We start from the raw sequence: 22,344 nt of genomic DNA on the forward strand, positions 1-22,344 counted from the left end.
GACGGCGCAGCCCGGGGTGCGGCTGCGCTGGCCCGACGGGGTGGTGACGACGGCGCTGCCCGCCGGCGTGACGGGGTTGGGACGGGCGTGAAGGTCGGCGCGGTCGCGGCGCATTTCGGCCGCGACGTCGACCGCGGGGTGGCCAAGGTGGTCGGCATCGTCGAGGCCGCCGCGCGCGACGGTGTGCAGCTGCTGGTGTTCCCCGACGCGTGCCTGGGCGGCTACATCGGCGATCTGCGCCGACCCGACCCGAGCGATCCCCCGCCCGCGCTCGACCCGGACGGCCCCGAGATCGCGGCGGTTATCGCCGCCGCGGGCCCGATGACGGTGTGTGTCGGCTACGCCGAGGCGGCTCCCGGCGGCTCCCGGTACAACTCGGCGATCTGTGTGTCCGGCGACGGTGTGCTCGGCACCCATCGCAAGGTGCACCAGCCCGCCGGGGAGTCGTTGGCGTATCTGGCCGGTGACACGTTCGCGGCGTTCGACACCCCGGTCGGGCGGCTGGGCATGCTGATCGACTACGACAAGACGTTCCCCGAGTCGGCGCGCGCGCTGGCGCTGGACGGCGCGCACATCATCGCCGCGCTGTCGGCGTGGCCGGCCAGCGTCACCGATCGGGCGTCGCGGCTGCCCGCAGATCGGCAGTCGCGGCTGTTCGACCTCTACGACTGCGCCCGCGCGGCCGAGAACCAGGTGGTCGTGGTGTCGGCGAACCAGACCGGGATCATGGGATCGCTGCGCTTCCTCGGCCAGGCCAAGGTGGTCGGCCCGGGCGGTGACGTGCTGGCCACCACCCGATCCAAGGGTGGGCTGGCCCGCGTCGACATCGACGTCGAGGCCGAGATCGCGCGCGCCCGAAGGGTTCTCGATCACCTCGCCGAGCGCAGGGTGGACACGTACTCGACGACGGCGCGGAGCTGAGCGTGCGGGTCGCCCTGATCACGTATTCGACCAAACCCCGCGGCGGTGTGGTGCACACGCTGAACCTGGCCGAGGCGCTGGCCGCCGAAGGCGCCGACGTCACGGTCTGGTCGCTGGCCCGCCGGGGCGACACCGGGTTCTTCCGCGAGGTCGATCCGTCGGTGAGACTGCGGCTGGTGGATTTCCCGGACCGGCCCGGCGAGTCGGTCACCGGCCGGATCGTGCGGTCGATCGACACCTTGGGCGCCCGGTTCACCCCGCACGCCTACGACATCGTGCACGCGCAGGACTGCATCAGCGCCAACGCCGTCGGAACCTGCATCCGCACCATCCACCATCTCGACGAGTTCACCACCCCGATCCTCGCGGAATGCCACGAGAAGGCCGTCGTGGCGCCGTACGCGCGGATCTGCGTCTCGGCTGCGGTCGCGGCCGAGGTCGCCGCGGGCTGGGGGCTGCATCCCACCGTGATCCCCAACGGGGTGCGTGCCGACCGGTTCGTGGCCGCCGCTGCGGCCGTCGACGATCAGCGTCGGTGGCGCGCCGAACTGGGACGCTATGTGCTGGCCGTGGGCGGGATCGAGCCGCGCAAGGGCACCATCGACCTGCTGGAGGCCCATCACCTTCTCCGGCAGCGCCACCCGGACCTCGCGCTGGTGATCGCAGGCGGCGAGACCCTGTTCGACTACCGCGACTACCGCGCCCGGTTCGAGCGGCGCTGCCACGAACTGGACGTGCGGCCGGTGATTCTCGGCGCGGTTGCCGACGCGGAGCTGCCGAGCCTGGTGGCCGCCGCCGAGGTGTTCGCGTTCCCGTCCACCAAGGAGGGATTCGGGCTGGCCGCGATGGAGGCGCTGGCGGCCGGCCGCCCGGTGGTGGCCCGTGAACTGCCGGTGCTGCGCGAGGTTTTCGGCGATACCGTGCGCTACGCGTCGGACGTCGAGGGCTTCGCCGATGCGCTCGCGGCCGCGATCGGTGACGCCGGACGCGCCGCCGCGGGCCGGGCGCTTGCCGAGTCGATGACGTGGGAGGCCGCCGCGCGCGCCCACCTCGCCTTCTACACCGCCCACCCGGCTCCGGCGGCCGCGGTGCCATGATGGTCGGGTGACTCAGGTCCGGGGCCGCGTCTGGCGCGACGGTAAACCCATCGACGATTTCGAGTTCTCGGCGATCTCGGACTGCCTGGCCTCCGACGACACGCTGGTGTGGTGTGACATCTACAGCCCCGACCACGCCATCCTCAAAGATCTCGCGCAGGAGCTGAACCTCAACACGTGGGCGGTCGAGGACGCGCTGGCCGATGCCGAACGCACCAAGGCCGTCGTGTACCGGACGCACACGTTCTTCACGGTGTACGCGGTCAGCGTCAAAGAACCGCCGCCCTCGGTGTTCACCGAGTCGACGCTGGAGAAGCAGCGCATCTCCGCGTTCGTTCTCCCGCGCGGGCTCATCACCGTACGGCTGTCGAACGGGTTCGACATCGACGAGGTGTCGCGGCGTTTCGACGAACTCGGCGGCCAGGAGTACGGGGTCGGCTCGCTGGTGCACGGCCTGCTCGACGTGGTCGTCGACGGGCACTTCGACGCGGTCCAGGTGCTCGACGAAGGCATCGAAGACCTCGAGGACGTCCTGTTCGACGACACCGCACCACGAAAAGAGTTCCAGCACCGGACTTTTCAGCTCCGCAAGGATCTGGTGGCACTGCGCCGCGTGGTGCTGCCGATGCGGGAGGTGGTGCTGGCGATCCAGCACCGCCGGCTGGAGACCAAGTTCGCGGTGGAACTCGATCCGCTCTACGCCGACCTCTACGACCACGTGCAGCGGGCTTCGGAGTGGACGGAATCGTTGCGCGACATGGTGACCACGGTGTTCGAGACGAATCTGTCGCTGCAGGACGCGCGGCTGAACACCGTGATGAAGAAGCTCACCGGCTGGGCGGCGATCGTCGCCGTGCCGACTGCGATCACCGGCTTCTACGGCCAGAACGTGGACTACCCGGGCATCGACACGTTCAGCGGGTTCCTCGCCAGCAGCGCGATCATCGTGGTGTTCGTGGCGGTGCTGTACTGGGCGTTCAAGAGGCGGGACTGGATCTGACGTCCAGCGTGCCGACCACCCGGCCGCCGGCCCGGTACACCACCGAGAACCCGCCGGCGCGGTCGGTCAACGTGGCCGTGTCGTAGCCGGCCCCCCAGCCGCGGTAGGACAGTGTGAATGCGCCTATCCGACAAGTGAATCCGGGCACCTTGCCCCAGATGGCGGGCTGCCCAGCCGCGGTGAGACCGGCGACGCGCCCCTGCTGGACGGCGTCACGCCAGTGTTCGGCGACCACCGGGCGGCCGGCCGCCACATTGTGGGCGATCGTGACATCGCCTGCGGCGTAGACGTTGCGGACCGAGGTGCGCATGTGTTCGTCGACGACGACGCGCCCCTGCCGCGTCGCAAGGCCCGCATCGTCGGCCAGCCGGATGTCCGGGCGGACCCCGGTGGCGGCGAGGACGACGTCCGCGTCGACCGTCGCCCCCGACGCCAGGGTGACCTCGGTTTCCCCCACCGCCGTCACCGTCGTCGACGTCACCACCGTCACCCCTGCGTCGGCGAGCATCTCGGCGACCCGCTTGCCGACGTCGACGCCGAACCTGCGCTGCAGCGGCACGGACTCCGGGACCACGACGGTGGTGGCCACTCCGAGTGCGGTCAGGCAACTCGCGGCCTCACAGCCGACCAGCCCGCCGCCGATCACCACGGCGCTGGCGGCGTAGCGCGCGGCCATCTTCAGTGCGACGGCGTCGCCGAAGGTACGCAGCGGCTGCGCCCGGTGTCCGCCCGGCACCGTCAGCGGCACCGCGCAGGAGCCGGGCGCCAGCACCAGATGCCAGTACGGGTAATGCGCACCGCCCCTGGTGATCACCTCCTGGGCGTCGACGTCGATGTGCTCGACGGTGACGCCCAGCAGCAGGTCGATGCCGTGCCGCCGGAACCAGCCCGCGCTGTGCAGATCGAGGTCGATGTGACCGCCGTCGAGGAACTCCTTGCTCAGCGGCGGCTTGGCGTAGGGCAGGGCCGGGTCGGCGGACAGGATCCGGACGGGAATGTGAGGATGCCTGCCGCGGAACGTCTCCGCCGCACTGACGCCCGCGGGACCACTGCCGATGGCGAGAAAGCCCGGTGCCACCATGGCGTCGGGATACCACTTCGGGCGACGCCCCAATCCCAAACGTTGAGCAGGGCCGATCAGGTGTGCAAACATCTGCCCATGGAGCCGTCCGGGGACCCTGAAGCCCGCATCCGGGACCTCGAGCGTCCACTCGCCGATCAGGCTGCCGCCAACGAGCTGGGCACCCATGCGTACCAGGACGTCGCCCCTCCCACGACGCCGGTGCCGCCTTATCCCTACCCGCCCTACGCGCAGTACGGATCGCCCTACTACGCCCCTCCGCAGCGGGTGGTCGACAAGCGCTCCCACACGACGGCGTTGTGGTTGATCCCGCTGGTCGTCGTCGGCGCCATCGTGGCGGGCGCCGTGGCCGTCGTCGTGTTCTTCAACACGGGCAGCCCGGACAGCGCGACACCCATCCCCGTCCCGCCGATCTCCGGAGGCGGCGGTCCGCTGGACCCCCCGCCGAGCGTGCAGACGCGCATCGAGTCCACCGAGCAGATCGTCACCGTCGAGTCGGGCGGCTTCGTCAGCCTCGGCGGCGTCGAGACCAGACAGACCGTCGTCTGCGACGACGGCACGGTGAACATCAGCGGGGTGAACAACACCATCGAGGTGCAGGGCGCCTGCACGATGGTGACCGTCTCCGGGGTCGAGAACACCGTCACCGTCGAATCCGCGGACACCATCAGCGCATCCGGTTTCGACAACAGGGTGACCTACCGCACCGGAACCCCCGAGATCTCGAAATCGGGCAGGGGCAACGTGGTCGAGCCGGGCTGACGCCCACTCCAGCCAAAACCCGCTGGTCACACCAGTCACCGGACTCACCACAGGATCCCGCCGGTGCGCTATCGTCCCGTTGAAAACGGACGCGGTGGGTGCTGATGGCAAACCAGGGTCGGGGTGTGCGCCTGCGCGGGCGTCGCGAGGAGTGCGCGACCCTGCGGGCCCTTGTCGGCGCCGCCGATCCCGACTCCGGCCGGGTCCTCGTCATCCGTGGCGAGGCCGGGGTCGGCAAGACCGCGCTGCTGGACTATGTGCACCGCCAGGCGACCGACTTCCAGTGCGCCCGGGTGGCCGGCGTCGAATCCGACATGGAACTCGCGTTCGCCGGACTGCACCAGTTGTGCGCCCCGCTGCTCACGCACCTCGACGAACTGCCTTCACCGCAGCGCGACGCGCTCAGTGTGGCGTTCGGTCGTGGCGTCGGCCCCGCCCCGGACCGGTTCCTCGTCGGCCTCGCCGTGCTCAGCCTGATGTCCGCCGCGGCGCGCTCCACCCCGCTGCTGTGTGTGGTCGACGACGCCCAATGGCTCGACCAGGTGTCGGTGCAGACGCTCGGATTCGTCGCGCGCCGCCTGCTGGCCGAGCCGGTGGTGATGGTCTTCGCCGTCCGTGACAACGCCGACGTCCTCTCCGGACTCCCCGAGATGTTCGTCACCGGCCTCCCCGACGGTGACGCGCGCAAACTGCTGGAGTCGGTCGTGCTCGGCCGGATCGACGATCGAGTCAGGGACCGTATCCTGGCCGAGACCCGGGGCAATCCGCTTGCGCTGCTGCAGGTGCCGCGCAATGTGTCCGCCGCCGAGCTCGCGGGCGGCTTCGGCTACACGATTGCACGCCCCTCTGCGGGTCACATCGAAGAAGGTTTCGTCCGCCGGATCCGATCACTGCCCGTGAAGACCCGGCGCCTGCTGCTGGTCGCCGCGGCCGAACCGGTCGGCGACCCGTCACTGTTCCTGCGGGCCGCGGAGAAACTGGGGATCGCCGTCGACGAGCTCGCCCCCGCCGAGGCCGCCGAGGTGATCGAATTCGGTTCCCGGATGCGGTTTCACCATCCGCTGGCCCGTTCGGCCACCTATCGAACGGCAGATCTGACCGAGCGCAGGGAAGTTCACCGGGTGCTGGCCGACGCCACCGATCCAGAACTCGATCCCGACCGCCGGGCCTGGCACGCCGCGATCGCCGCCACCGGTCCCGACGACGCGGTGGCCGACGACCTGGAGGCCTCGGCCTGGCGGGCCGAGCGGCGCGGCGGCATCGCCGCCGCCGCAACGTTTCTGGAACACGCCGCGATCCTGACCTCAGAGCCCGTCAAGCGGGGCTCCAGGGCGATCGCTGCAGCGCAGGCCAAACGCGATGCGGCCGCCCCGGACTCGGCGTCAGAGCTTCTCGCGATCGCCGACCTGCAACCGCTCTCGGATCTTCAGCGCGCCCAGGTCGCCCGGCTGCGCGCCCAGATGGAGTTCAGCCGAAGCCGGGGTGACGAGCCCGGTGCGAGTCAGATAAGCCAGGCTGCTGCCCAATTACGCTCTGCGGCAGAGCGGCTGGAGACCCTCGACGGCGAGCTGTCCCGGGAGACCTACCTTGAGGCGCTCGCCGCGGCGATGTACGCCTCGGCACGGTGCGGCGACCCCGGGCTGCTGATGTCCACCGCGGAAGGAGCCCGCCGCGCGGTGAGCCGACTCGACACCCTGGACCATCCCGCCGATCACCTGCTCAGCGGTCTGGCCACCCTGCTCGTCGGCGGACGGCGTGAAGGCGCCGACCATCTCCGGACCGCGCTGCGGATGTGGTGTGCGCGTGCAGGCGAACGGGACGGACAGGACCTGCGGTGGCTGTCACTGGCCTTCCCGATCGTGCACGAATGTTGCGCCGCCGAACTCTACGACGACGGACTGACCCATGAACTGGCCGATGTGATGGTGCGTTACGCGCGCGACGTCGGCGCGCTCGCGGTCCTTCCCGCAGCGCTGTCCTACCGGGCCGGCATCCACGTCATCGCCGGTGAGTTCAACACGGCGGCAACGCTTCTGGACGAGTCGGATGCGATCTCCGCGGCGATCAACTACCGGCCCGTCAAATACCACCGGCTGCACCTGGCTGCCTGGCGCGGGGTCCCCGCCGACGCCCTGGCGCTGATCGAGCCCGCGACCAAGGAAGCCACGGCAAAAGGCGAAGGCAGGCTTCTGGGTCTGGCCGGTTACGCGTCGGCGCTGCTGTACAACGGTCTGGGCCGGTACCAGGAGGCCTTCCAAGCCGCCCGCAGAACCTGCGAAGAAGTCGACCTGGGCTTCCACGGCTGGTGTCTGGTCGAGTTGATCGAGTCCGCGGCGCGGATCGACGAGCTCGACGAGGCCGCGTCCGCGCTGCACCGACTGGAGGAACGCGCGGCAGACACCGGGACCGAGTGGGGCCTCGGCGCCCTCGCAGGCGCCAAAGCCCTACTCGCCGACGACGAGTACGCGGACGCGCTCTTCACCGAGGCGATCGCCCGGCTCGACCAGACCCGCGTCGCCGTCCACGCGGCACGCACCCGGTTGTGCTACGGAGAGTGGCTGCGCCGCAGGAACAGGCGCCCCGACGCACGCACCCAGCTCGGTGATGCCCACGAGATGTTCACCCGGTTCGGCGCGCAGGCCTACGCGGAGCGGGCGCGCCGCGAGTTGACCGCCGCCGGAGAGAAGGTGCGGACACAGCCGGACGGCACCGGCGGTGAACTGACGGCGCAGGAGACCCAGATCGCGCGGCTCGCCGCGGAGGGTTTCACCAATCAGGAGATCGGCGCCCAGCTGTTCATCAGCGCCCACACCGCGGAGTGGCACCTGCGGAAGGTGTTCGTCAAGCTGGGCATCACCTCACGCCGCCAGCTGCGCTCGATCTCCTGGGCGAGCTGACGCGTAGTTTTCCCGAGTCCGCCCCGACCACGAGCTTTCCGGGGTTCGTAACCGCACCGCAATCTCCAGACTGAATTCGAACGGTTCACAGCGGACCGCAGAGGAGGTCGGGGAAGGTGGACGTCTACGAGGCGGTCAGGAGCCGGCGAGCGGTGCGTGGGTTCACCGACGAACCCGTTCCGCAGGCGGTGCTGGAACGCGTGCTCGCCGCCGCGGCGTGGGCACCGTCGGGTTCCAACCTGCAGCCCTGGCACATCTATGTCGTGACCGGCGCACCGCTGGCCCAGATGAAGAAGCTGGCGACCGAGCGCGTCGCGGCGGGTGACCCTTGGGACGAGCGCGAGTACGTGATGTACCCGCCGGTCCTGAAATCGCCGTACCACGAACGACGCGCCACCTTCGGCCGGGAGCGCTACAGCGCGCTCGGCATCGAGCGCGAAGACTGGGAGGCGCGCCAGCGGGCGGCCATCGCGAACTGGGACTGCTTCGGCGCGCCGGCCGCCCTGTTCTGCTACATCGACCGGGACCTCGGCAGGCCCCAATGGTCGGATCTCGGCATGTATCTACAGACCGTCATGCTGCTGCTTCGCGCCGAAGGTCTGCACAGCTGCCCGCAGATGGCGTGGTCGCAGGTGCGCAGCACCGTCGCGCAGGTGCTCTCTCCGCCCGACGAGCTGATGCTGTTCTGCGGCATGTCGATCGGCCACGAGGACACCTCGGTCGGCTACGTCCCGACCGGCCGCAGCGCACTGGCCGAGACAGTCACGTTCGTCAACGGCTGACTACGCACTCCGGACCGTCGACGCTGAAACCAAACACATCCCGCTGGAAGGTTTGCCATGGAACTGACAGGACAGACCGCGCTGATCACCGGCGGCACCGCCGGGATCGGCCTCGCGTGCGCACAGCTGATGGCGCGCGAGGGCGCCGACGTGGTGATCACCGGACGCGACCCCGGCCGGGGCGAGGCCGCCGCCGCGTCCGATCCCCGTCTGCGCTTCCTGCGGTGTGACCTGGCAGATCGAACATCGATCGAATCCCTTGTGCAGCAGGCACCCCCGGTCGACATCCTGGTCAACAACGCCGCCAGCTTCCCGGGCGCGATGACCGTGGACCAGGACGCCGCGACGTTCCAGCGCACGTTCGACACCAACGTCGGCGGCACCTACTTCCTCACCGCTGCCGTGGTCCCGGCGATGCTGCTCAGGGGCCGCGGGGCGATCGTCAACGTCACGTCGATGGTGGCGTGGAAGGGCGTTCCCGGCGCCTCGGTGTACAGCGCGTCCAAAGCCGCCGTCGAGTCCCTGACCCGCACCTGGGCCGCCGAGTTCGCGCCGCACGTCCGGGTCAACAGTGTCGCCCCCGGACCGACCGACACCGAAGGCGTCGTCGCGGAATGGGGCGACACCAACGACGAGTTGGGGCGCGCGCTGCCGCTGGGCCGCACCGCCACGCCTGGGGAGATCGCGCAGGCGGTGCTGTTCCTGGCCTCACCGCGCGCCGGCTTCGTCACCGGCTCGGTGCTGCACGCCGACGGCGGCGGCACGGCCATCTGAGCGGGCAGGACATTCGCCCGCCGACATCTGCGGGTGCCCGCCGCCGCGCGGTCGTCGCCGCGTCGGTGCGTCCCGATATCGTCGGGGTGTCGGGACGGAGACGAGATGAGCGAACGCACGCAGACCCCCAGGTTGTCCGGGCAGTTCTCGAAGGCCCTGGTGTACGCGGAACTCAAGCACCACAACCAGGTGCGCAAGGGCGGCGGCGACACCCCCTATCTGGCGCACCTGTTGGGGGTGGCCGCACTGGTCATCGACGACTGTGGCACCGAGGAGCAGGCTATCGCCGCGCTGCTGCACGACTGCGTCGAGGACGCGGGCGGGCCGCCCACCCTGGCCGAGATCCGGGCGAACTTCGGGGACGACGTCGCCCGGATCGTCGACGAGTGCAGCGACACCGACGAGACCCCGAAACCGCCGTGGCGCGAACGCAAACAGCGCTACCTGACCCATTTGGCGGATGTCGGCGAACCCACCCTGCTGGTCTCGGTGGCCGACAAGCTGGACAACGCGCGGTCGATGCTGCGCGACCACCGCACCCACGGTGCGCAGCTGTGGCAGCGGTTCACGGTCAAGGATCCCGCCGACCATCTCTGGTACTACCGCGAGCTGCTGACGGCCTACCGCGGGCGCGGGCTGGACAGCTGGATGGTCGATGAACTCGGCAGGGTCGTCGACGAGCTGGCCGGCGCCGCCGTAGTCTGACCGCCGATGGCGCTGCACCTGCACCGGGCCGACCGCACCGATCTGCTCGCCGACGGCCTCGGGGCGATGCTGGCCGACCCGCCCGCGGACCCGTTCGCCGAGGACCTGGTGCTGGTGTCCGCGCGCGGCACCGAACGCTGGCTCAGCCAGCGCCTCTCCCACATCCTCGGCCGCGGCTCCGGGCAGGACGGCATCTGCGCGGGGGTCACGTTCCGCCACCCGCGCTCACTGATGGCGGAGCTGACCGGAACCGACGAGGACGACCCGTGGTCGCCGGACGCGATGGTGTGGCCGCTGCTCGACGTCATCGACGGCTGCATCACCGAGCCGTGGTGCGCCACACTGGCCACCCACCTCGGCCACTTCGCCGACGGCGAGGAGAAGGTGCTGCGCCAGGGCAGGCGCTACGCGGTGGCGCGCCGACTGGCCGGCCTGTTCGACTCCTACGCCCGGCAGCGCCCGCAGCTGCTGATCGACTGGATCGACGGCCGCACCGGGGCGCTGGACGAGGACCTGCGGTGGCAACCCGAGCTGTACCGCGCGCTGCTGGCGCACGTCGACACCGAACCACCACACATCCGGCACGCCGAAACCGTTGCGCGACTCAGGGAATCACCGTCGGAGCTGCCGCAGCGGCTGTCAATGTTCGGACACACCCGGCTGCCCGCCACCGAGATCGAGCTGTTGGCCGCGCTGAGCACCCACCACGACCTGCACCTGTGGCTGCCGCATCCCAGCGACAAGCTGTGGACCTCGCTGCGCGGCGTCCACGGGGCCGCGCCCCGCCGCACCGACACCTCCCACCGCGACGTCGACCACCCGCTGCTGGCCACCCTGGGCCGCGACCTGCGCGAACTGCAGCGCGTGCTGCCCGCGGACGCACAGACCGACGAAAGCCTCGGTCCGGCCGATCGCCCCGACACCCTGCTGGGCTGGCTGCAGTCCGACCTGGGCGCCGACGCCGTGCGCCCGCAGGGTCGTTCGTGCGCGCCGGGCGACCGGTCGGTGCAGGTGCACAGCTGCCACGGCGCGGCCCGCCAGATCGACGTGCTGCGGGAGGTGCTGCTCGGCCTGCTCGCCGACGACCCGACGCTGGAGCCCCGCGACATCCTCGTCATGTGCCCGGACATCGAGACCTACGCCCCGTTGATCGTGGCCGGCTTCGGCCTGGGCGACGTGGTTTCCGGCGCGCACCCCGCGCACCGGCTGCGGGTCACGCTGGCCGACCGGGCACTCACCCAGACCAACCCGCTGCTCGGTGTCGCGCGCCAACTGCTCGGGCTCGCCGGTGGGCGCGCCACCGCCAGCGAGGTGCTCAACCTCGCCGAGGCCGCCCCGGTGCGGCTGCGGTTCGGGTTCACCGACGACGACCTCGACGCGATCGGTGACTGGGTGCGCGAAGCCAACATCCGCTGGGGTTTCGACCGCGGGCACCGCCACCCCTACGGCGTGGATTTCGTGCAGAACACCTGGCGGTTCGGCATCGACCGGGTGCTGGCCGGGGTCGCGATGTCCGACGACTCGCACGCCTGGCTGGACACCACGTTGCCGCTCGACGACGTGAGCAGCAACCGGGTCGAGCTCGCGGGCCGCCTCGCCGAGTACGTCGACCGACTGCGCAGTGTCGTCGAATCCCTCTCGGGGGCAGCGGCATTGAACGATTGGCTGGCCCGACTTTCCGAGGGCCTGGACGCGCTGACCGCGGTGTCGGACGCCGACCTGTGGCAGACCAGCCAGGTGGGCCGCGAGCTCGCCGACATCCTGGCCGCGGCGGGCGCGCACGCCGACGTCGAACTGCGACTGTCCGACATCAGGGCGCTGCTGGACCGTCACCTGGCAGGCAGGCCCACCCGGGCCAACTTCCGCACCGGGACCCTGACCGTGTGCACGATGGTCCCGATGCGCTCGGTGCCGCACCGCGTGGTGTGCCTGGTCGGCCTCGACGACGGGGTGTTCCCGCGCTCGGGTGTGGTCGACGGCGACGACGTGCTGGCCCGCGACCCGATGACCGGGGAACGCGACATCCGTTCGGAGGACCGGCAGTTGCTGCTCGACGCGATCGGCGCGGCCACCGAGAAGCTGGTCATCACCTACACCGGCGCCAACGAGTACAGCGGGCAGCGCAAGCCGCCCGCGGTTCCGGTGATGGAGCTGCTCGACACCCTGGACGTCACCACCTCCGCCCCGGTGCGCGAGACCGTCCTCGTCGAACATCCGTTGCAGCCCTTCGACGTCGACAACGTCACCCCCGGCAAGCTCGGCATGCCCGCGGGCCGGCCGTTCACGTTCGACCCGACCGCGCTGACCGCGGCCACCGCCGCTGCCGGGCACCGCGGGCCGCGTCCGCACCTGCTCGGTCGCCCGCTGCCCGCCCCGCCGCCCGCCGACGTCGCCCTCGACGAGCTGATCGGCTTCTTCAAGGATCCCGTGAAGGGCTTCTTCCGGGCGCTCGATTACACGCTGCCCTGGGACGTCGAAGCGGTCGAGGACGCGATGCCCGTCGAGATCGACGCGTTGCAGGAGTGGAAGATCGGCGACCGCATGCTCGACGACATGCTGCGCGGCATGACCCCCGCCGACGCGCAGCAGGCGGAGTGGCGGCGCGGTTCGCTGCCGCCCGGACGCCTCGGCTGGCGCAAAGCCCAGGAAATCGCCTCGCGATCGGCCGCGCTGGCGGCCGCCGCGCGGCAGCACCGCACGCCGGATCCCAGGGCGATCGACGTCGACGTAGCGATCGGACCGGCGCGCCGGGTCACCGGCACCGTGCCACGGGTGTACGGCAGCCGCACGGTCGCCGTCACATACTCCAAGCTCGACGGCAGGCATCTGCTGGCATCGTGGATTCGCCTGGTGGCGTTGACCGCTCACCATCCCGGCACGGACTGGACGGCGGTGTGCATCGGCCGCGGGGGCCGGGGTGGGAACCAGACGAAGGAGCGGCTGCTCGGGCCGCCGGAGGCCGCCGCCGAGGTGCTGCGCGACCTCGTCGCCATGTACGACGCGGGCCGCTGTGCACCGATCCCGTTGCCGCTCAAGACGTCCTATGCCTGGGCCGAGACGGAGTACCACCGCGGCACCCCGCTGCGTGAGGCGGGCTGGAAGTGGAAGACCGGACGCTTCCCCGGCGAGGACGCCGAACCCGCCCACGTCAGGGTGTGGGGGCCGCACTTCCCGCTGTCGGGTCTGGTCTCGGCGGGGCTCCCCGACTACTCCACGCGGCTGTGGCAGCCGATGCTGCTGGCCGAGAGGAACCCCGCCTGATGGAACCGTTCGACCTGCTCGGGCCGCTGCCCGCCCCGCGGACCACGACGGTGTTGGAGGCCAGCGCGGGCACCGGCAAGACGTTCGCGCTCGCGGGCCTGGTCACCCGCTACGTCGCCGAGGGCGTGGCGACGCTGGACCAGATGCTGCTCATCACGTTCGGCCGCGCCGCCAGCCAGGAGTTGCGGGAGCGGGTGCGCGCCCAGATCCTGGATGCGCTGCGGGCATTCGACGATCCGTCGCACGCCGCCGACAACGAGATCGTCGCGCACCTGCTGACCGGCAGCCACGGGGAACTGACCGAGCGTCGGCAGCGGCTGCGCGACGCGCTGGCCGGTTTCGACGCCGCCACCATCGCCACCACACACCAGTTCTGTCAGCTGGTGCTGCGCTCGCTCGGGGTGGCCGGCGACACCGACTCCGGGGTGGAGTTGGTGGAGAGCCTCGACGACCTGGTGACCGAGATCGTCGACGACCTCTACCTCGCGCACTTCGGGCAGGACCACGATGAGCCGCTGCTGACCTACGCCGACGCGCTGAGCCTGGCCCGCGAGGTGGTCGGCAACGCGCACACCGAGTTACGGCCCACCGATCCCCCTCCCGGCTCCGATCCCTTTGTCCGCGTGCAGTTCGCCAGGGCGGTGTGTGCAGAGCTGGAGACGCGTAAACGCAGGCTCGGCATCCTGCACTACGACGACCTGTTGTCGCGGCTGGCCAAGGCGCTGGAGCCGCAGGACTCGCCGGCGCGGATGCGGATGCAGCACCGGTGGTCGATCGTGATGGTCGACGAGTTCCAGGACACCGACCCGGTGCAGTGGCAGGTGATCGACTGCGCGTTCAGCGGGCACGCCACCGTGATCCTCATCGGCGACCCCAAACAGGCGATCTACGCGTTCCGCGGCGGCGACATCGTCACCTATCTGCACGCCGTGTCGACCGCGGACCGGCAGAAGACGCTGGGCACCAACTACCGCAGCGACGGCCCGCTGGTCGACAGCCTGCAGGCGGTGATGCGCGACGCCCAACTCGGTGACCCGCGCATCGTGGCGCACCGGGTCGAGGCCCACCACAGGGACCACCGCCTGGCGGGCGCGCCGCGCAACGCGCCGTTTCGGCTGCGGGTGGTCACCCGGGACCAGTTCGGCACCCGACCCGACCGCGTCGTCGCGATCGACCAACTGCGCCAACACATCCCCCAAGACATGGCGGCCGACATCGCGGCGCTGCTGGCCAGTGATGCGACGTTCTGCGACCGGCCGGTGCAGCCGGGCGACGTCGCGGTCATCGTGGAGAGCCACCGCGACGGGCACGCCTGCTTCGACGCGCTCACCGCCGCGGGCATCCCCGCCGTCTACACCGGAGACTCGGACGTGTTCACCTCCCCTGCCGCCGACGACTGGATGTGCCTGCTGGAGGCGTTCGACCAGCCGCACCGGTCGGGCCTGGTGCGCGCCGCGGCCACCACGATGTTCTTCGGTGAGACCGCGGAATCCCTTGCCGCCGAGGGTGACACATTGACCGACCGGGTCGCCGAGATGCTGCGGCAGTGGGCCGACTTCGCGCGGGACCGCGGCGTCGCGGCGGTGTTCGAGGCGGCGCAGCTGGGCGGCATGGGCGAGCGCGTGCTGTCGTGGGTGGACGGCGAGCGGCACATGACCGACCTCGCGCATCTGACCCAGGTGTTGCACGGCACCGCCCACCGCGAGCATTTCAGCCTGCCCGCGCTGCGGGACTGGCTGCGCGGCCAGCGCGACGAACGCAGCGGCGCCCCCGAACGCAACCGCAGGCTCGACAGTGACGCCGCCGCGGTGCAGATCATGACGGTGTGGGTGAGCAAGGGTCTGCAGTTCCCGGTGGTGTATCTGCCGTTCGCGTTCAACCGCAACATCCAGACCCGCGACGTGGTGACGTTCCACGACGGTGACATCCGCTGTCTGCACATCGGTGGCGAGTGCAGCCCCGATCATGCCGCCGCCCAGCAGCAGGGTCGCCGCGAGGCCGCCGGCGACGACGTCCGCCTCACCTATGTGGCGATGACGCGCGCGCAGTCGCAGGTGGTCGCCTGGTGGGCGCCGTCGAACGACGAACCCAACGGCGGGCTGTCCCGGTTGCTTCGGGGCCGCGCGCCGGGCGACCCGGTGGTGCCGGACCGCTGCGACCCGCCGCGGATCGACGACCCCGACGCGATGGCGCAGCTGCGCGCGTGGTCCGACGCGGGCGGCCCCGTCCTGGAGGAATCGGTCATCGCAGCGTCGGTCACGGTCGAACTCCCCTCGCCCGCCGAGGATCTCGAGGTCCGGCACTTTCACCGGCGCATCGACACGTCGTGGCGCAGGACGTCGTATTCGGGCCTGATCCGCGCGGCCGAGTCCGGGCAGACGGGCGTGGGCAGTGAACCGGAGGTGGTCGAACTCGACGACGAGGCCGGCGAGGTTCCGGTACCCGGGGCCGGGGGCGGCGGCGACCAGATGCCCTCCCCGATGGCCGACCTGCCGATGGGCGCGAAGTTCGGCACGCTGGTGCACGCGGTGCTCGAGACGGCCGACCCGTTCGCCACCGACCTGGCGGCCGAACTGGAGTCCCACGTCCGCAGGCATTCGCTCTGGTGGCCCGTCGACGTCCCGGCCGCCGACCTGGCGGCGGCGCTGGTGCCGTTGCACGATACCCCGCTGGGCCCGCTGGCGCCCGGGGTCACGCTGCGCGACATCGGGCTGCGGGACCGGTTGCGGGAGATGGAGTTCGAGTTTCCGCTGGCCGGCGGCGACCGGCGGGTGGAGGTGCCGGACATCTCGCTGGCCGACGTCGGACGGCTGCTGGCCGCGCATCTGCCCGCAGACGACCCGCTGGCGCCGTACGCGGAGCGGCTGACCGGTGGCACGCTGGCCGCCCAGTCGCTGAAGGGATACCTGAGCGGGTCGGTGGACGCCGTGCTGCGGGTCGGCGACCGCTACCTCGTCGTCGACTACAAAACGAACTGGCTGGGCGATCCGGCGCGCCCGCTGACCGCCGCCGACTACGGTAAGGCCCAGCTCACCGAGGCGATGCTGCACTCCGACTATCCGCTGCAGGCACTGCTGTACTGCGTTGTGCTGCACAGGTTCCTGCGGTGGCGCGCGCCAGGCTACCGCGCCGAGAGCCACATCGCCGGTGTGCTGTATCTGTTCGTGCGGGGAATGTGTGGCGCCGACACCCCCGTGGTGGCCGGACATCCCGCCGGGGTCTTCAGCTGGCAGCCGCCCGCGGCGTTGATCGAGGCGCTGTCGGACCTGCTGGACGCGGGGGTGGCGGCGTGACCGTCGAGGCGTTCTCGGAGCTGTTCGAACCGGCGGATCTTCATGTGGCGCAACGGCTCACGACGCTGGGCAAGGAGGGGGACGACTCGGTGGCGCTGGCGGTCGCCTTGGCCGTTCGCGCATTGCGGGGAGGGTCGGTGTGTGTGGATCTGCGCGCGATCGCCACCCAGGTCGGCATGCCGGAACTGCCCTGGCCGGAACCGGACCGGTGGCTGGCGGCGGTCGGGGCCAGCCCGCTGGCCGACGAGCGGGTGCTGCGGATGCACGGTGATCTGCTGTATCTGGACCGCTACTGGCGCGAGGAACAACAGGTGTGCGACGACGTGCTGGCGCTGCTGGCGTCACCGCTGCCCGCGACGGCACCCAGCATCGAGAGGCTGTTCCCGGCGGGCTGGGAGGAACAGCGCGAGGCCGCGAAAGTCGCTCTGCGGCAATCATTGACGGTGCTGACGGGCGGTCCGGGCACCGGCAAGACGACGACGGTCGCGCGGCTGCTGGCCTCGATCGCCGAGCAGGCCGAGAGCGCAGGCGGCGCACCGCCGCGGATGGCTCTGGCCGCTCCGACCGGCAAGGCGGCGGCCCGGCTGCAGGACGCGGTGCACGCCGAGGTCGGCAAGCTGCCCGCGGTCGACCAGGGCAGGCTCGCGGGCCTGCGGGCGACCACCCTGCACCGGCTGCTGGGCAGCCGCCCGGACACGTCGTCGCGGTTCCGTCACCACCGGGACAACCGTCTCCCGCACGACGTCATCGTCGTCGACGAGACCTCGATGGTGTCGCTGACGATGATGGCGCGGCTGCTTGAGGCGGTGCGTCCGGACACCCGGCTGTTGTTCGTCGGGGACCCCGACCAGCTGGCCTCCGTCGACGCCGGTGCCGTGCTCGCCGACCTGGTGGAGGGTCTCGGCGACGCCGGGGTGGTCGAGCTGAAGACTCCGCACCGGTTCGGCGAGACGATCGGGTCGCTGGCCGAGGCGATCCGGGCCGGCGACGCCGACACCGCGGTGCAGCTGCTGCGCGCGGGCGGGGACGCGGTCGCCTGGCTGGACACCGACGACCCCTCGGACGCGCTGCGGGCGACGCTGGTCGCGCGGGCCGACGAACTGCGCCGGGCCGCGCTGCTGGGCGACGCCCGCGCCGCGCTGGGTGTCCTCGACGACCACCGGCTGCTGTGTGCGCACCGCCGCGGGCCGTTCGGCGTGACGCACTGGAACCGGCAGGTCGAGCGCTGGCTGGCGGACAAGACCGGGCAGCCGATGTGGTCGCAGTGGTATCCGGGCCGGCCGCTGCTGGTCACGGCGAACGACTACGGGCTCGGCGTCTACAACGGCGACACCGGGGTCGTCGTCGCCGCGCCCGACGGGCTGCGCGCGCACGTCGGGTCGCTGCAGTTCGCGCCGGGCCGGCTCGGTGAGGTCGAGACGATGTTCGCGATGACCATCCACAAGAGCCAGGGCAGCCAGGCCGACGAGGTCACGGTGCTGCTGCCGCCGCAGGATTCCCGGCTGTTGACCCGGGAGCTGTTCTACACGGCGGTCACCCGCGCCAAGAAGCACGTCCGCGTCGTCGGAAGCGAGGCGTCGGTGCGGACCGCGATCGGCCGTCGCGCCACCCGCGCGTCCGGACTCGCGCAGCGGCTGCGCACCCGGTCCTAAAGTCAACGTTCCCGCGACGCGAAATAGATTCGCGCCCTTGGCTGTTTACCGGTTGAGAAACGTCAGAACCGCGAGATTCGCTCCACGGCTCGGGCCCTGAACAGGGAAGAGCATTCGTCATGAACTTCACCATCGCCGCCGTCACCGCCGGGCTGGCCGCCGCCGGTCTGGGGCTCGCCGGGCCCGCGTATGCCGCGCCCACCGGGCCGGGTAACGCCAACGACGCGATCAGCCAACTCACTCAGCAGGGCAACCAGGTGATCGTGAAGCGCCTCTCCGACACTCCGCTCTCGCGGGCATCGGTGGTCTCCGTGCATCCCGGATCCGGCGACGCGTCGGCACTCGGCCAGGTGGTCTACGTCGCTGTCCGCTGAGCGTCGCCGAGGAGGGGCACCCCGGTGGTGGGGGTGCCCACTCCATCATTTCCGCCGAAATTGCATTCCAGCAGGTCTCCACTCGACTTTTCCCGACGTAGAAGCAATCTCGGCGCACGTGTAACGCACGGCGCGCACGACCACACCCACTTTCAGATGCCCGACCATCCAGAAAGTGCAGGACCACTCATGAACACCACCACCGTCAACGTCACCGCCGCCGTTGCCGCCGGTCTGACCGCCGCAATGTTCGGCTTCGCCGCTCCCGCCGTCGCCGCGCCGATGCCCGGAGGCGACGCCGCCGAAACGATCACCATGCTCGAAGCCGAGGGCAACCGGGTGATCGTCAACCGGCTCTCCGACACCCCGCTGGATCAGGCCGAGGTGGTGAGCATCTATCGCGGTCCTGCGCTGCGCGACACCGTCCGTGACGACCTCTACGAGCGCACCTACCAGCGGACCGTCGTCGGCCACGTCTACTACCTCGACATCCGCTGAGCCGACCCCGCCGAAAGCGCATTCCACGCGGTGCTTTCTCGGTTTGCCCACGTGGAATGCCATTTCGGCGACCAGATACTGCCAGCGGAAATTGCCGCACCTATCGACGGGTTCACCAGAGCATGAAGAACTTCACCATCGCCACAGCCGTCGCCGCCGGGCTGACCGCCGCCGCGCTGGGCCTGGCCGGGCCCGCCGTTGCCGCCCCGTCGGCGACCGGGGACGCCCAGTCCACCATCAGCGAGCTTCAGGCCGGGGGCAACCGGGTGATCGTCAACAAGCTGGGCAGCGCGCCGCTGTCGGAGGCCGAAGTCGTCGGGGTGCATACCGGCGGCAACGTCACGGAATGGGTCAACGAGGGCGGCGACGACGGCCTGGAGCTGAGGGTCGTCGGGAAGGTCTACTACGTGACCGTCCGCTGAGCGGACAAGTTCAGCACCGTCCGCTGAGCCGGACCCTCGCCGAAATTGCATTCCAGCAGGTCGCTTCTCGACTTTCTCCTGCTGGAATGCAATTTCGGCGGCCGATCTGACCACTACCGAAGGGGCGTCCCAACCGGGGCGCCCCTTCCGCGTGTACCGATCGTCACCGAACAGTCGCTATTTTGTCGGTGAGCCGATGTCGGTTCACGGGCCAATCGGAGAGATCGTTGCGACATGCGAGTTGACGGGCAGGACGTCGCTGTTTCGGGCAGCCTGCTGCAGCCGTTGACCCGGCGCACCAACGACATCCTCCGACTGGCGCTGGCCGGCGTGTTCCTCGTCGTGATCGTCACCAGCTCGCTGATCACCCGCTACGAGTGGGAGGCGTTGGAGCGGTCCATCTCCGAGATCGTCGGCGTGCTGAGCCCGACGCAGTCGAACACCGTCTACCTGATCTACGGTGTCGCGATCCTGGCGCTGCCGTTCGTCATCCTGATCGGGCTGATCGTCTCGCGACAGTGGAAACTGCTCGGCGCCTACGCCGCGGCCGGCCTGATCGCCATCCTGTCGCTGTCGATCACCGGCAACGGGATCGCGGCGCCGCGCTGGCATTTCGACCTCACCGAGCGGCTCGACACCGTGCTGTCGCAGTTCCTCGACGACCCCCGGTGGATCGCGATGCTGGCCGCGGTGTTGACGGTGTCGGGCCCGTGGCTGCCTGCCCGCTGGCGGCACTGGTGGTGGGCGCTGCTGCTGGCGTTCGTGCCGATCCATCTGGTGGTCAGCGCCGTCGTCCCGGCGCGCTCTCTGCTCGGGCTCGCGGTCGGATGGTTCGTCGGGGCGCTCGTGGTGCTGGTGGTGGGTACGCCCGCCCTTGAGGTGCCGCTGGACGGCGCGGTGCGGGCGATGGCGCGGCGCGGGTTCCAGGTGCGCGCGCTCAAGGTGGTCCGTCCGGCGGGGCAGGGGCCGCTGATGCTCGACGCGACCGAGCGGACGTCCGACGACGCGGAGCCGGGCACCGCGATCGTCGAGCTGTACGGCCCGCACCAACGCGGCGGCGGGTTCCTGCGCCAGTTCTGGAGCAAGCTGCGCCTGCGCGACAGCGAGACCGCCCCGATACAGACCTCGATGCGCCGCGCCGTCGAGCACCGCGCCCTGATGGCGCTGGCGGTCGGTGACCTCGGGATGGCGAACACCTCCCCGATCGCGGTGGCCACGCTGGACCGCGGCTGGACGGTGTACGCGCACAAACCGGCCTGCGGGACTCCGCTCGACGACTGCGCCGACGCCATCCCGGTCGCCCGCGTGTGGGATTCGCTGGCGGTGCTGCACAGCCAGCAGATCTCGCACGGCGATCTGCGCGGCAAGGCGATCACCGTCGTCGACGGCACCCCGCTGTTCGGTGGCTTCGCCCACGCCGAGTACGGCGCCTCCGATGCGCATCTGCACACCGACATCGCCCAGTTGTTGATGACGACGACGGACCTCTACGGCGCACCGAAGGCGGTGGCCGCCGCGATCACCGTCTTCGGTTTCGAGCCGGTGCTCGCCGCGTCGAGGCGCCTCACCAAGACGGCCGTGCCGAAACGCGTCCGGATGTCGGTGCGCGACGCGGGCACGGTGATGTCGACGGTTCGCGACGAGGTGAAACGCCAGACCGGCGCCGACCAGATCAAGACGACGACGATCACCCGCTTCACCCGCAACCAGCTGATCCAGATGGTGCTGCTGGTGGCGCTGGTCTACGTCGCCTACCCGTTCATCAGCTCGGTGCCGGTGTTCTTCTCCGAGCTGCGGTCGGCCAACTGGTGGTGGGCGCTGGCCGGTCTGGCGGTGTCGGCACTGAAGTATCTGGGCGCGGCGGCGGCGTTGTGGGCGTGCGCCGACCGGCTTGTCAGCTTCCGCGACCTCACCATCATGCAGGTGGCCAACACGTTCGCCGCGACGACGACGCCGGCCGGGGTGGGCGGTCTCGCGCTGAGCACCCGGTTCCTGCAGAAGGGCGGGTTGGGCGCGCTACGGGCCACCACGGCGGTGGCGCTGCAGCAGTCGGTCCAGGTGATCACCCACATCACGCTGCTGATCTTCTTCAGCGCGGCGGTGGGGGTTTCGGCGGATCTGTCCCGGTTCGTGCCGAGCGCCACGGTGTTGTATCTGATCGCCGGCGCGGCGCTCGGCGCTGTCGGGATCTTCCTGTTCGTGCCGAAGCTGCGGCGCTGGCTGGCCACCGCGGTGCGTCCGCGGGTGAAGGAGGTGGCCAACGACCTGATTGCACTGGCCCGCGAACCCAGACGCCTGGCCGTGATCGTGTTAGGTTGCGCAACAACAACTCTCGGTGGCGCACTGGCGCTGTGGGCGAGCATCGAGGCGTTCGGCGGCGACGCCAGCTTCGTCACCGTCACGATCGTGACGATGATCGGCGGAACGTTGGCGTCGGCGGCCCCCACACCCGGCGGTGTCGGCGCGGTGGAGGCCGCACTGATCGGCGGCCTTGCCGCTTTCGGCGTGCCCGCGGCGGTCGCGGTGCCGGCGGTGCTGCTCTACCGGATCCTGACCTGCTGGCTGCCGGTGTTCCTCGGCTGGCCGATCATGCGCTGGCTGACCCGCAAGGACATGATCTAGAAGCCCCGCACCTCCCCACACTTTCCCGTGCTTTCCCGCGGAATAGCGTTCCTGGCTGCCCGCGGGGCGCCCAATCCACTGCCAGGAACTCTATGCGCGGCACAGCCACCCGTGGCGAACGAAACTCATCGGCTACCGCCGGTAATCTCCCCGAAACCCAGTCATGGTTTCCTGCCATCAGACGTTGTTTCATAGTGGAGATC

General features: G+C 70.5%; 17 protein-coding genes. 16 read left to right on the top strand and 1 reads right to left on the bottom strand.

What is annotated here, in order from left to right; genetic code table 11:
- The 4 genes from BN976_RS34350 to BN976_RS09905 form a co-directional block, all read left to right on the top strand.
- A partial coding sequence (locus tag BN976_RS34350; protein WP_036370535.1) for a hypothetical protein occupies window positions 1-91 on the top strand: 91 nt, incomplete at its 5' end.
- Complete coding sequence (locus BN976_RS09895; RefSeq protein WP_011778488.1) at window positions 88-921, top strand: carbon-nitrogen hydrolase family protein; 834 nt, start codon at window positions 88-90, stop codon at window positions 919-921. The genes BN976_RS34350 and BN976_RS09895, both read left to right, overlap by 4 nt.
- A gap of 2 nt (window positions 922-923) precedes the next feature.
- Window positions 924-2,018 carry an MSMEG_0565 family glycosyltransferase gene (locus BN976_RS09900; RefSeq protein WP_011778487.1) on the top strand — a complete coding sequence of 365 codons (1,095 nt, stop codon included), beginning with the start codon at window positions 924-926 and terminating at the stop codon, window positions 2,016-2,018.
- A gap of 7 nt (window positions 2,019-2,025) precedes the next feature.
- Window positions 2,026-3,018, top strand: a complete 993-nt coding sequence (locus BN976_RS09905; RefSeq protein WP_011778486.1) for a magnesium transporter CorA family protein — start codon at window positions 2,026-2,028, stop codon at window positions 3,016-3,018.
- Here the strand turns inward: BN976_RS09905 and BN976_RS09910 are convergent.
- The gene (locus BN976_RS09910; RefSeq protein ID WP_011778485.1) at window positions 2,996-4,099 is read right to left on the bottom strand and encodes an NAD(P)/FAD-dependent oxidoreductase; all 1,104 of its coding nucleotides are present in this window, start codon (window positions 4,097-4,099) and stop codon (window positions 2,996-2,998) included. The genes BN976_RS09905 and BN976_RS09910 overlap by 23 nt on opposite strands.
- Window positions 4,100-4,177: 78 nt before the next feature.
- Between BN976_RS09910 and BN976_RS09915 the strand changes: the two genes are divergently transcribed.
- The 12 genes from BN976_RS09915 (at window position 4,178) to BN976_RS09970 (ending at window position 22,141) form a co-directional block, all read left to right on the top strand.
- Window positions 4,178-4,861 (top strand): DUF3060 domain-containing protein, encoded by a 684-nt coding sequence (locus tag BN976_RS09915; protein ID WP_049778040.1) that lies wholly within the window; start codon window positions 4,178-4,180, stop codon window positions 4,859-4,861.
- A 104-nt stretch (window positions 4,862-4,965) separates the two neighbouring features.
- Window positions 4,966-7,758, top strand: a complete 2,793-nt coding sequence (locus BN976_RS09920; RefSeq protein ID WP_011778483.1) for an ATP-binding protein — start codon at window positions 4,966-4,968, stop codon at window positions 7,756-7,758.
- A gap of 116 nt (window positions 7,759-7,874) precedes the next feature.
- The gene (locus tag BN976_RS09925; protein ID WP_011778482.1) at window positions 7,875-8,540 is read left to right on the top strand and encodes a nitroreductase; all 666 of its coding nucleotides are present in this window, start codon (window positions 7,875-7,877) and stop codon (window positions 8,538-8,540) included.
- Between the two features lie 57 nt (window positions 8,541-8,597).
- On the top strand, window positions 8,598-9,314 hold the full coding sequence (locus tag BN976_RS09930; RefSeq protein ID WP_011778481.1) for an SDR family NAD(P)-dependent oxidoreductase: 717 nt from the start codon (window positions 8,598-8,600) through the stop codon (window positions 9,312-9,314).
- A 105-nt stretch (window positions 9,315-9,419) separates the two neighbouring features.
- Window positions 9,420-10,019, top strand: coding sequence for an HD domain-containing protein (locus BN976_RS09935; protein ID WP_036370216.1), 600 nt, complete (start codon window positions 9,420-9,422; stop codon window positions 10,017-10,019).
- A gap of 6 nt (window positions 10,020-10,025) precedes the next feature.
- Complete coding sequence (recC, locus tag BN976_RS09940; RefSeq protein WP_011778479.1) at window positions 10,026-13,280, top strand: exodeoxyribonuclease V subunit gamma; 3,255 nt, start codon at window positions 10,026-10,028, stop codon at window positions 13,278-13,280.
- On the top strand, window positions 13,280-16,573 hold the full coding sequence (gene recB, locus BN976_RS09945; protein ID WP_036370218.1) for an exodeoxyribonuclease V subunit beta: 3,294 nt from the start codon (window positions 13,280-13,282) through the stop codon (window positions 16,571-16,573). Before recC ends, recB begins: the two co-directional genes overlap by 1 nt.
- Complete coding sequence (gene recD, locus BN976_RS09950; protein WP_036370219.1) at window positions 16,570-18,225, top strand: exodeoxyribonuclease V subunit alpha; 1,656 nt, start codon at window positions 16,570-16,572, stop codon at window positions 18,223-18,225. The genes recB and recD overlap by 4 nt, the downstream gene beginning before the upstream one ends.
- Window positions 18,226-18,344: 119 nt before the next feature.
- Window positions 18,345-18,599, top strand: coding sequence for a hypothetical protein (locus tag BN976_RS09955; protein ID WP_011778476.1), 255 nt, complete (start codon window positions 18,345-18,347; stop codon window positions 18,597-18,599).
- Window positions 18,600-18,788: 189 nt separating this feature from the next.
- On the top strand, window positions 18,789-19,097 hold the full coding sequence (locus BN976_RS09960; protein ID WP_011778475.1) for a hypothetical protein: 309 nt from the start codon (window positions 18,789-18,791) through the stop codon (window positions 19,095-19,097).
- 122 nt (window positions 19,098-19,219) lie between these two features.
- Window positions 19,220-19,519 carry a hypothetical protein gene (locus tag BN976_RS09965; RefSeq protein ID WP_011778474.1) on the top strand — a complete coding sequence of 100 codons (300 nt, stop codon included), beginning with the start codon at window positions 19,220-19,222 and terminating at the stop codon, window positions 19,517-19,519.
- A 234-nt stretch (window positions 19,520-19,753) separates the two neighbouring features.
- A complete protein-coding gene (locus BN976_RS09970; protein ID WP_036370221.1) occupies window positions 19,754-22,141 on the top strand; it encodes a lysylphosphatidylglycerol synthase transmembrane domain-containing protein in 2,388 nt (795 codons plus the stop codon).
- The last annotated feature ends 203 nt before the right edge of the window (window positions 22,142-22,344 follow it).

Origin of the sequence: Mycolicibacterium austroafricanum (assembly GCF_000612725.1) — a bacterium.
Taxonomy (GTDB): Bacteria; Actinomycetota; Actinomycetes; order Mycobacteriales; family Mycobacteriaceae; genus Mycobacterium; species Mycobacterium austroafricanum.

Excerpts from the sequence above, each read along its gene's own strand:
- BN976_RS09910 (WP_011778485.1), bottom strand. The coding sequence starts at position 4,099 with ATGGTGGCACCGGGCTTTCTCGCCATCGGCAGTGGTCCCGCGGGCGTC.
- BN976_RS09915 (WP_049778040.1), top strand. The coding sequence starts at position 4,178 with ATGGAGCCGTCCGGGGACCCTGAAGCCCGCATCCGGGACCTCGAGCGT.
- BN976_RS09920 (WP_011778483.1), top strand. The coding sequence starts at position 4,966 with ATGGCAAACCAGGGTCGGGGTGTGCGCCTGCGCGGGCGTCGCGAGGAG.
- BN976_RS09930 (WP_011778481.1), top strand. The coding sequence starts at position 8,598 with ATGGAACTGACAGGACAGACCGCGCTGATCACCGGCGGCACCGCCGGG.
- BN976_RS09935 (WP_036370216.1), top strand. The coding sequence starts at position 9,420 with ATGAGCGAACGCACGCAGACCCCCAGGTTGTCCGGGCAGTTCTCGAAG.
- recC (WP_011778479.1), top strand. The coding sequence starts at position 10,026 with ATGGCGCTGCACCTGCACCGGGCCGACCGCACCGATCTGCTCGCCGAC.
- recB (WP_036370218.1), top strand. The coding sequence starts at position 13,280 with ATGGAACCGTTCGACCTGCTCGGGCCGCTGCCCGCCCCGCGGACCACG.
- BN976_RS09955 (WP_011778476.1), top strand. The coding sequence starts at position 18,345 with ATGAACTTCACCATCGCCGCCGTCACCGCCGGGCTGGCCGCCGCCGGT.
- BN976_RS09960 (WP_011778475.1), top strand. The coding sequence starts at position 18,789 with ATGAACACCACCACCGTCAACGTCACCGCCGCCGTTGCCGCCGGTCTG.
- BN976_RS09965 (WP_011778474.1), top strand. The coding sequence starts at position 19,220 with ATGAAGAACTTCACCATCGCCACAGCCGTCGCCGCCGGGCTGACCGCC.
- BN976_RS09970 (WP_036370221.1), top strand. The coding sequence starts at position 19,754 with ATGCGAGTTGACGGGCAGGACGTCGCTGTTTCGGGCAGCCTGCTGCAG.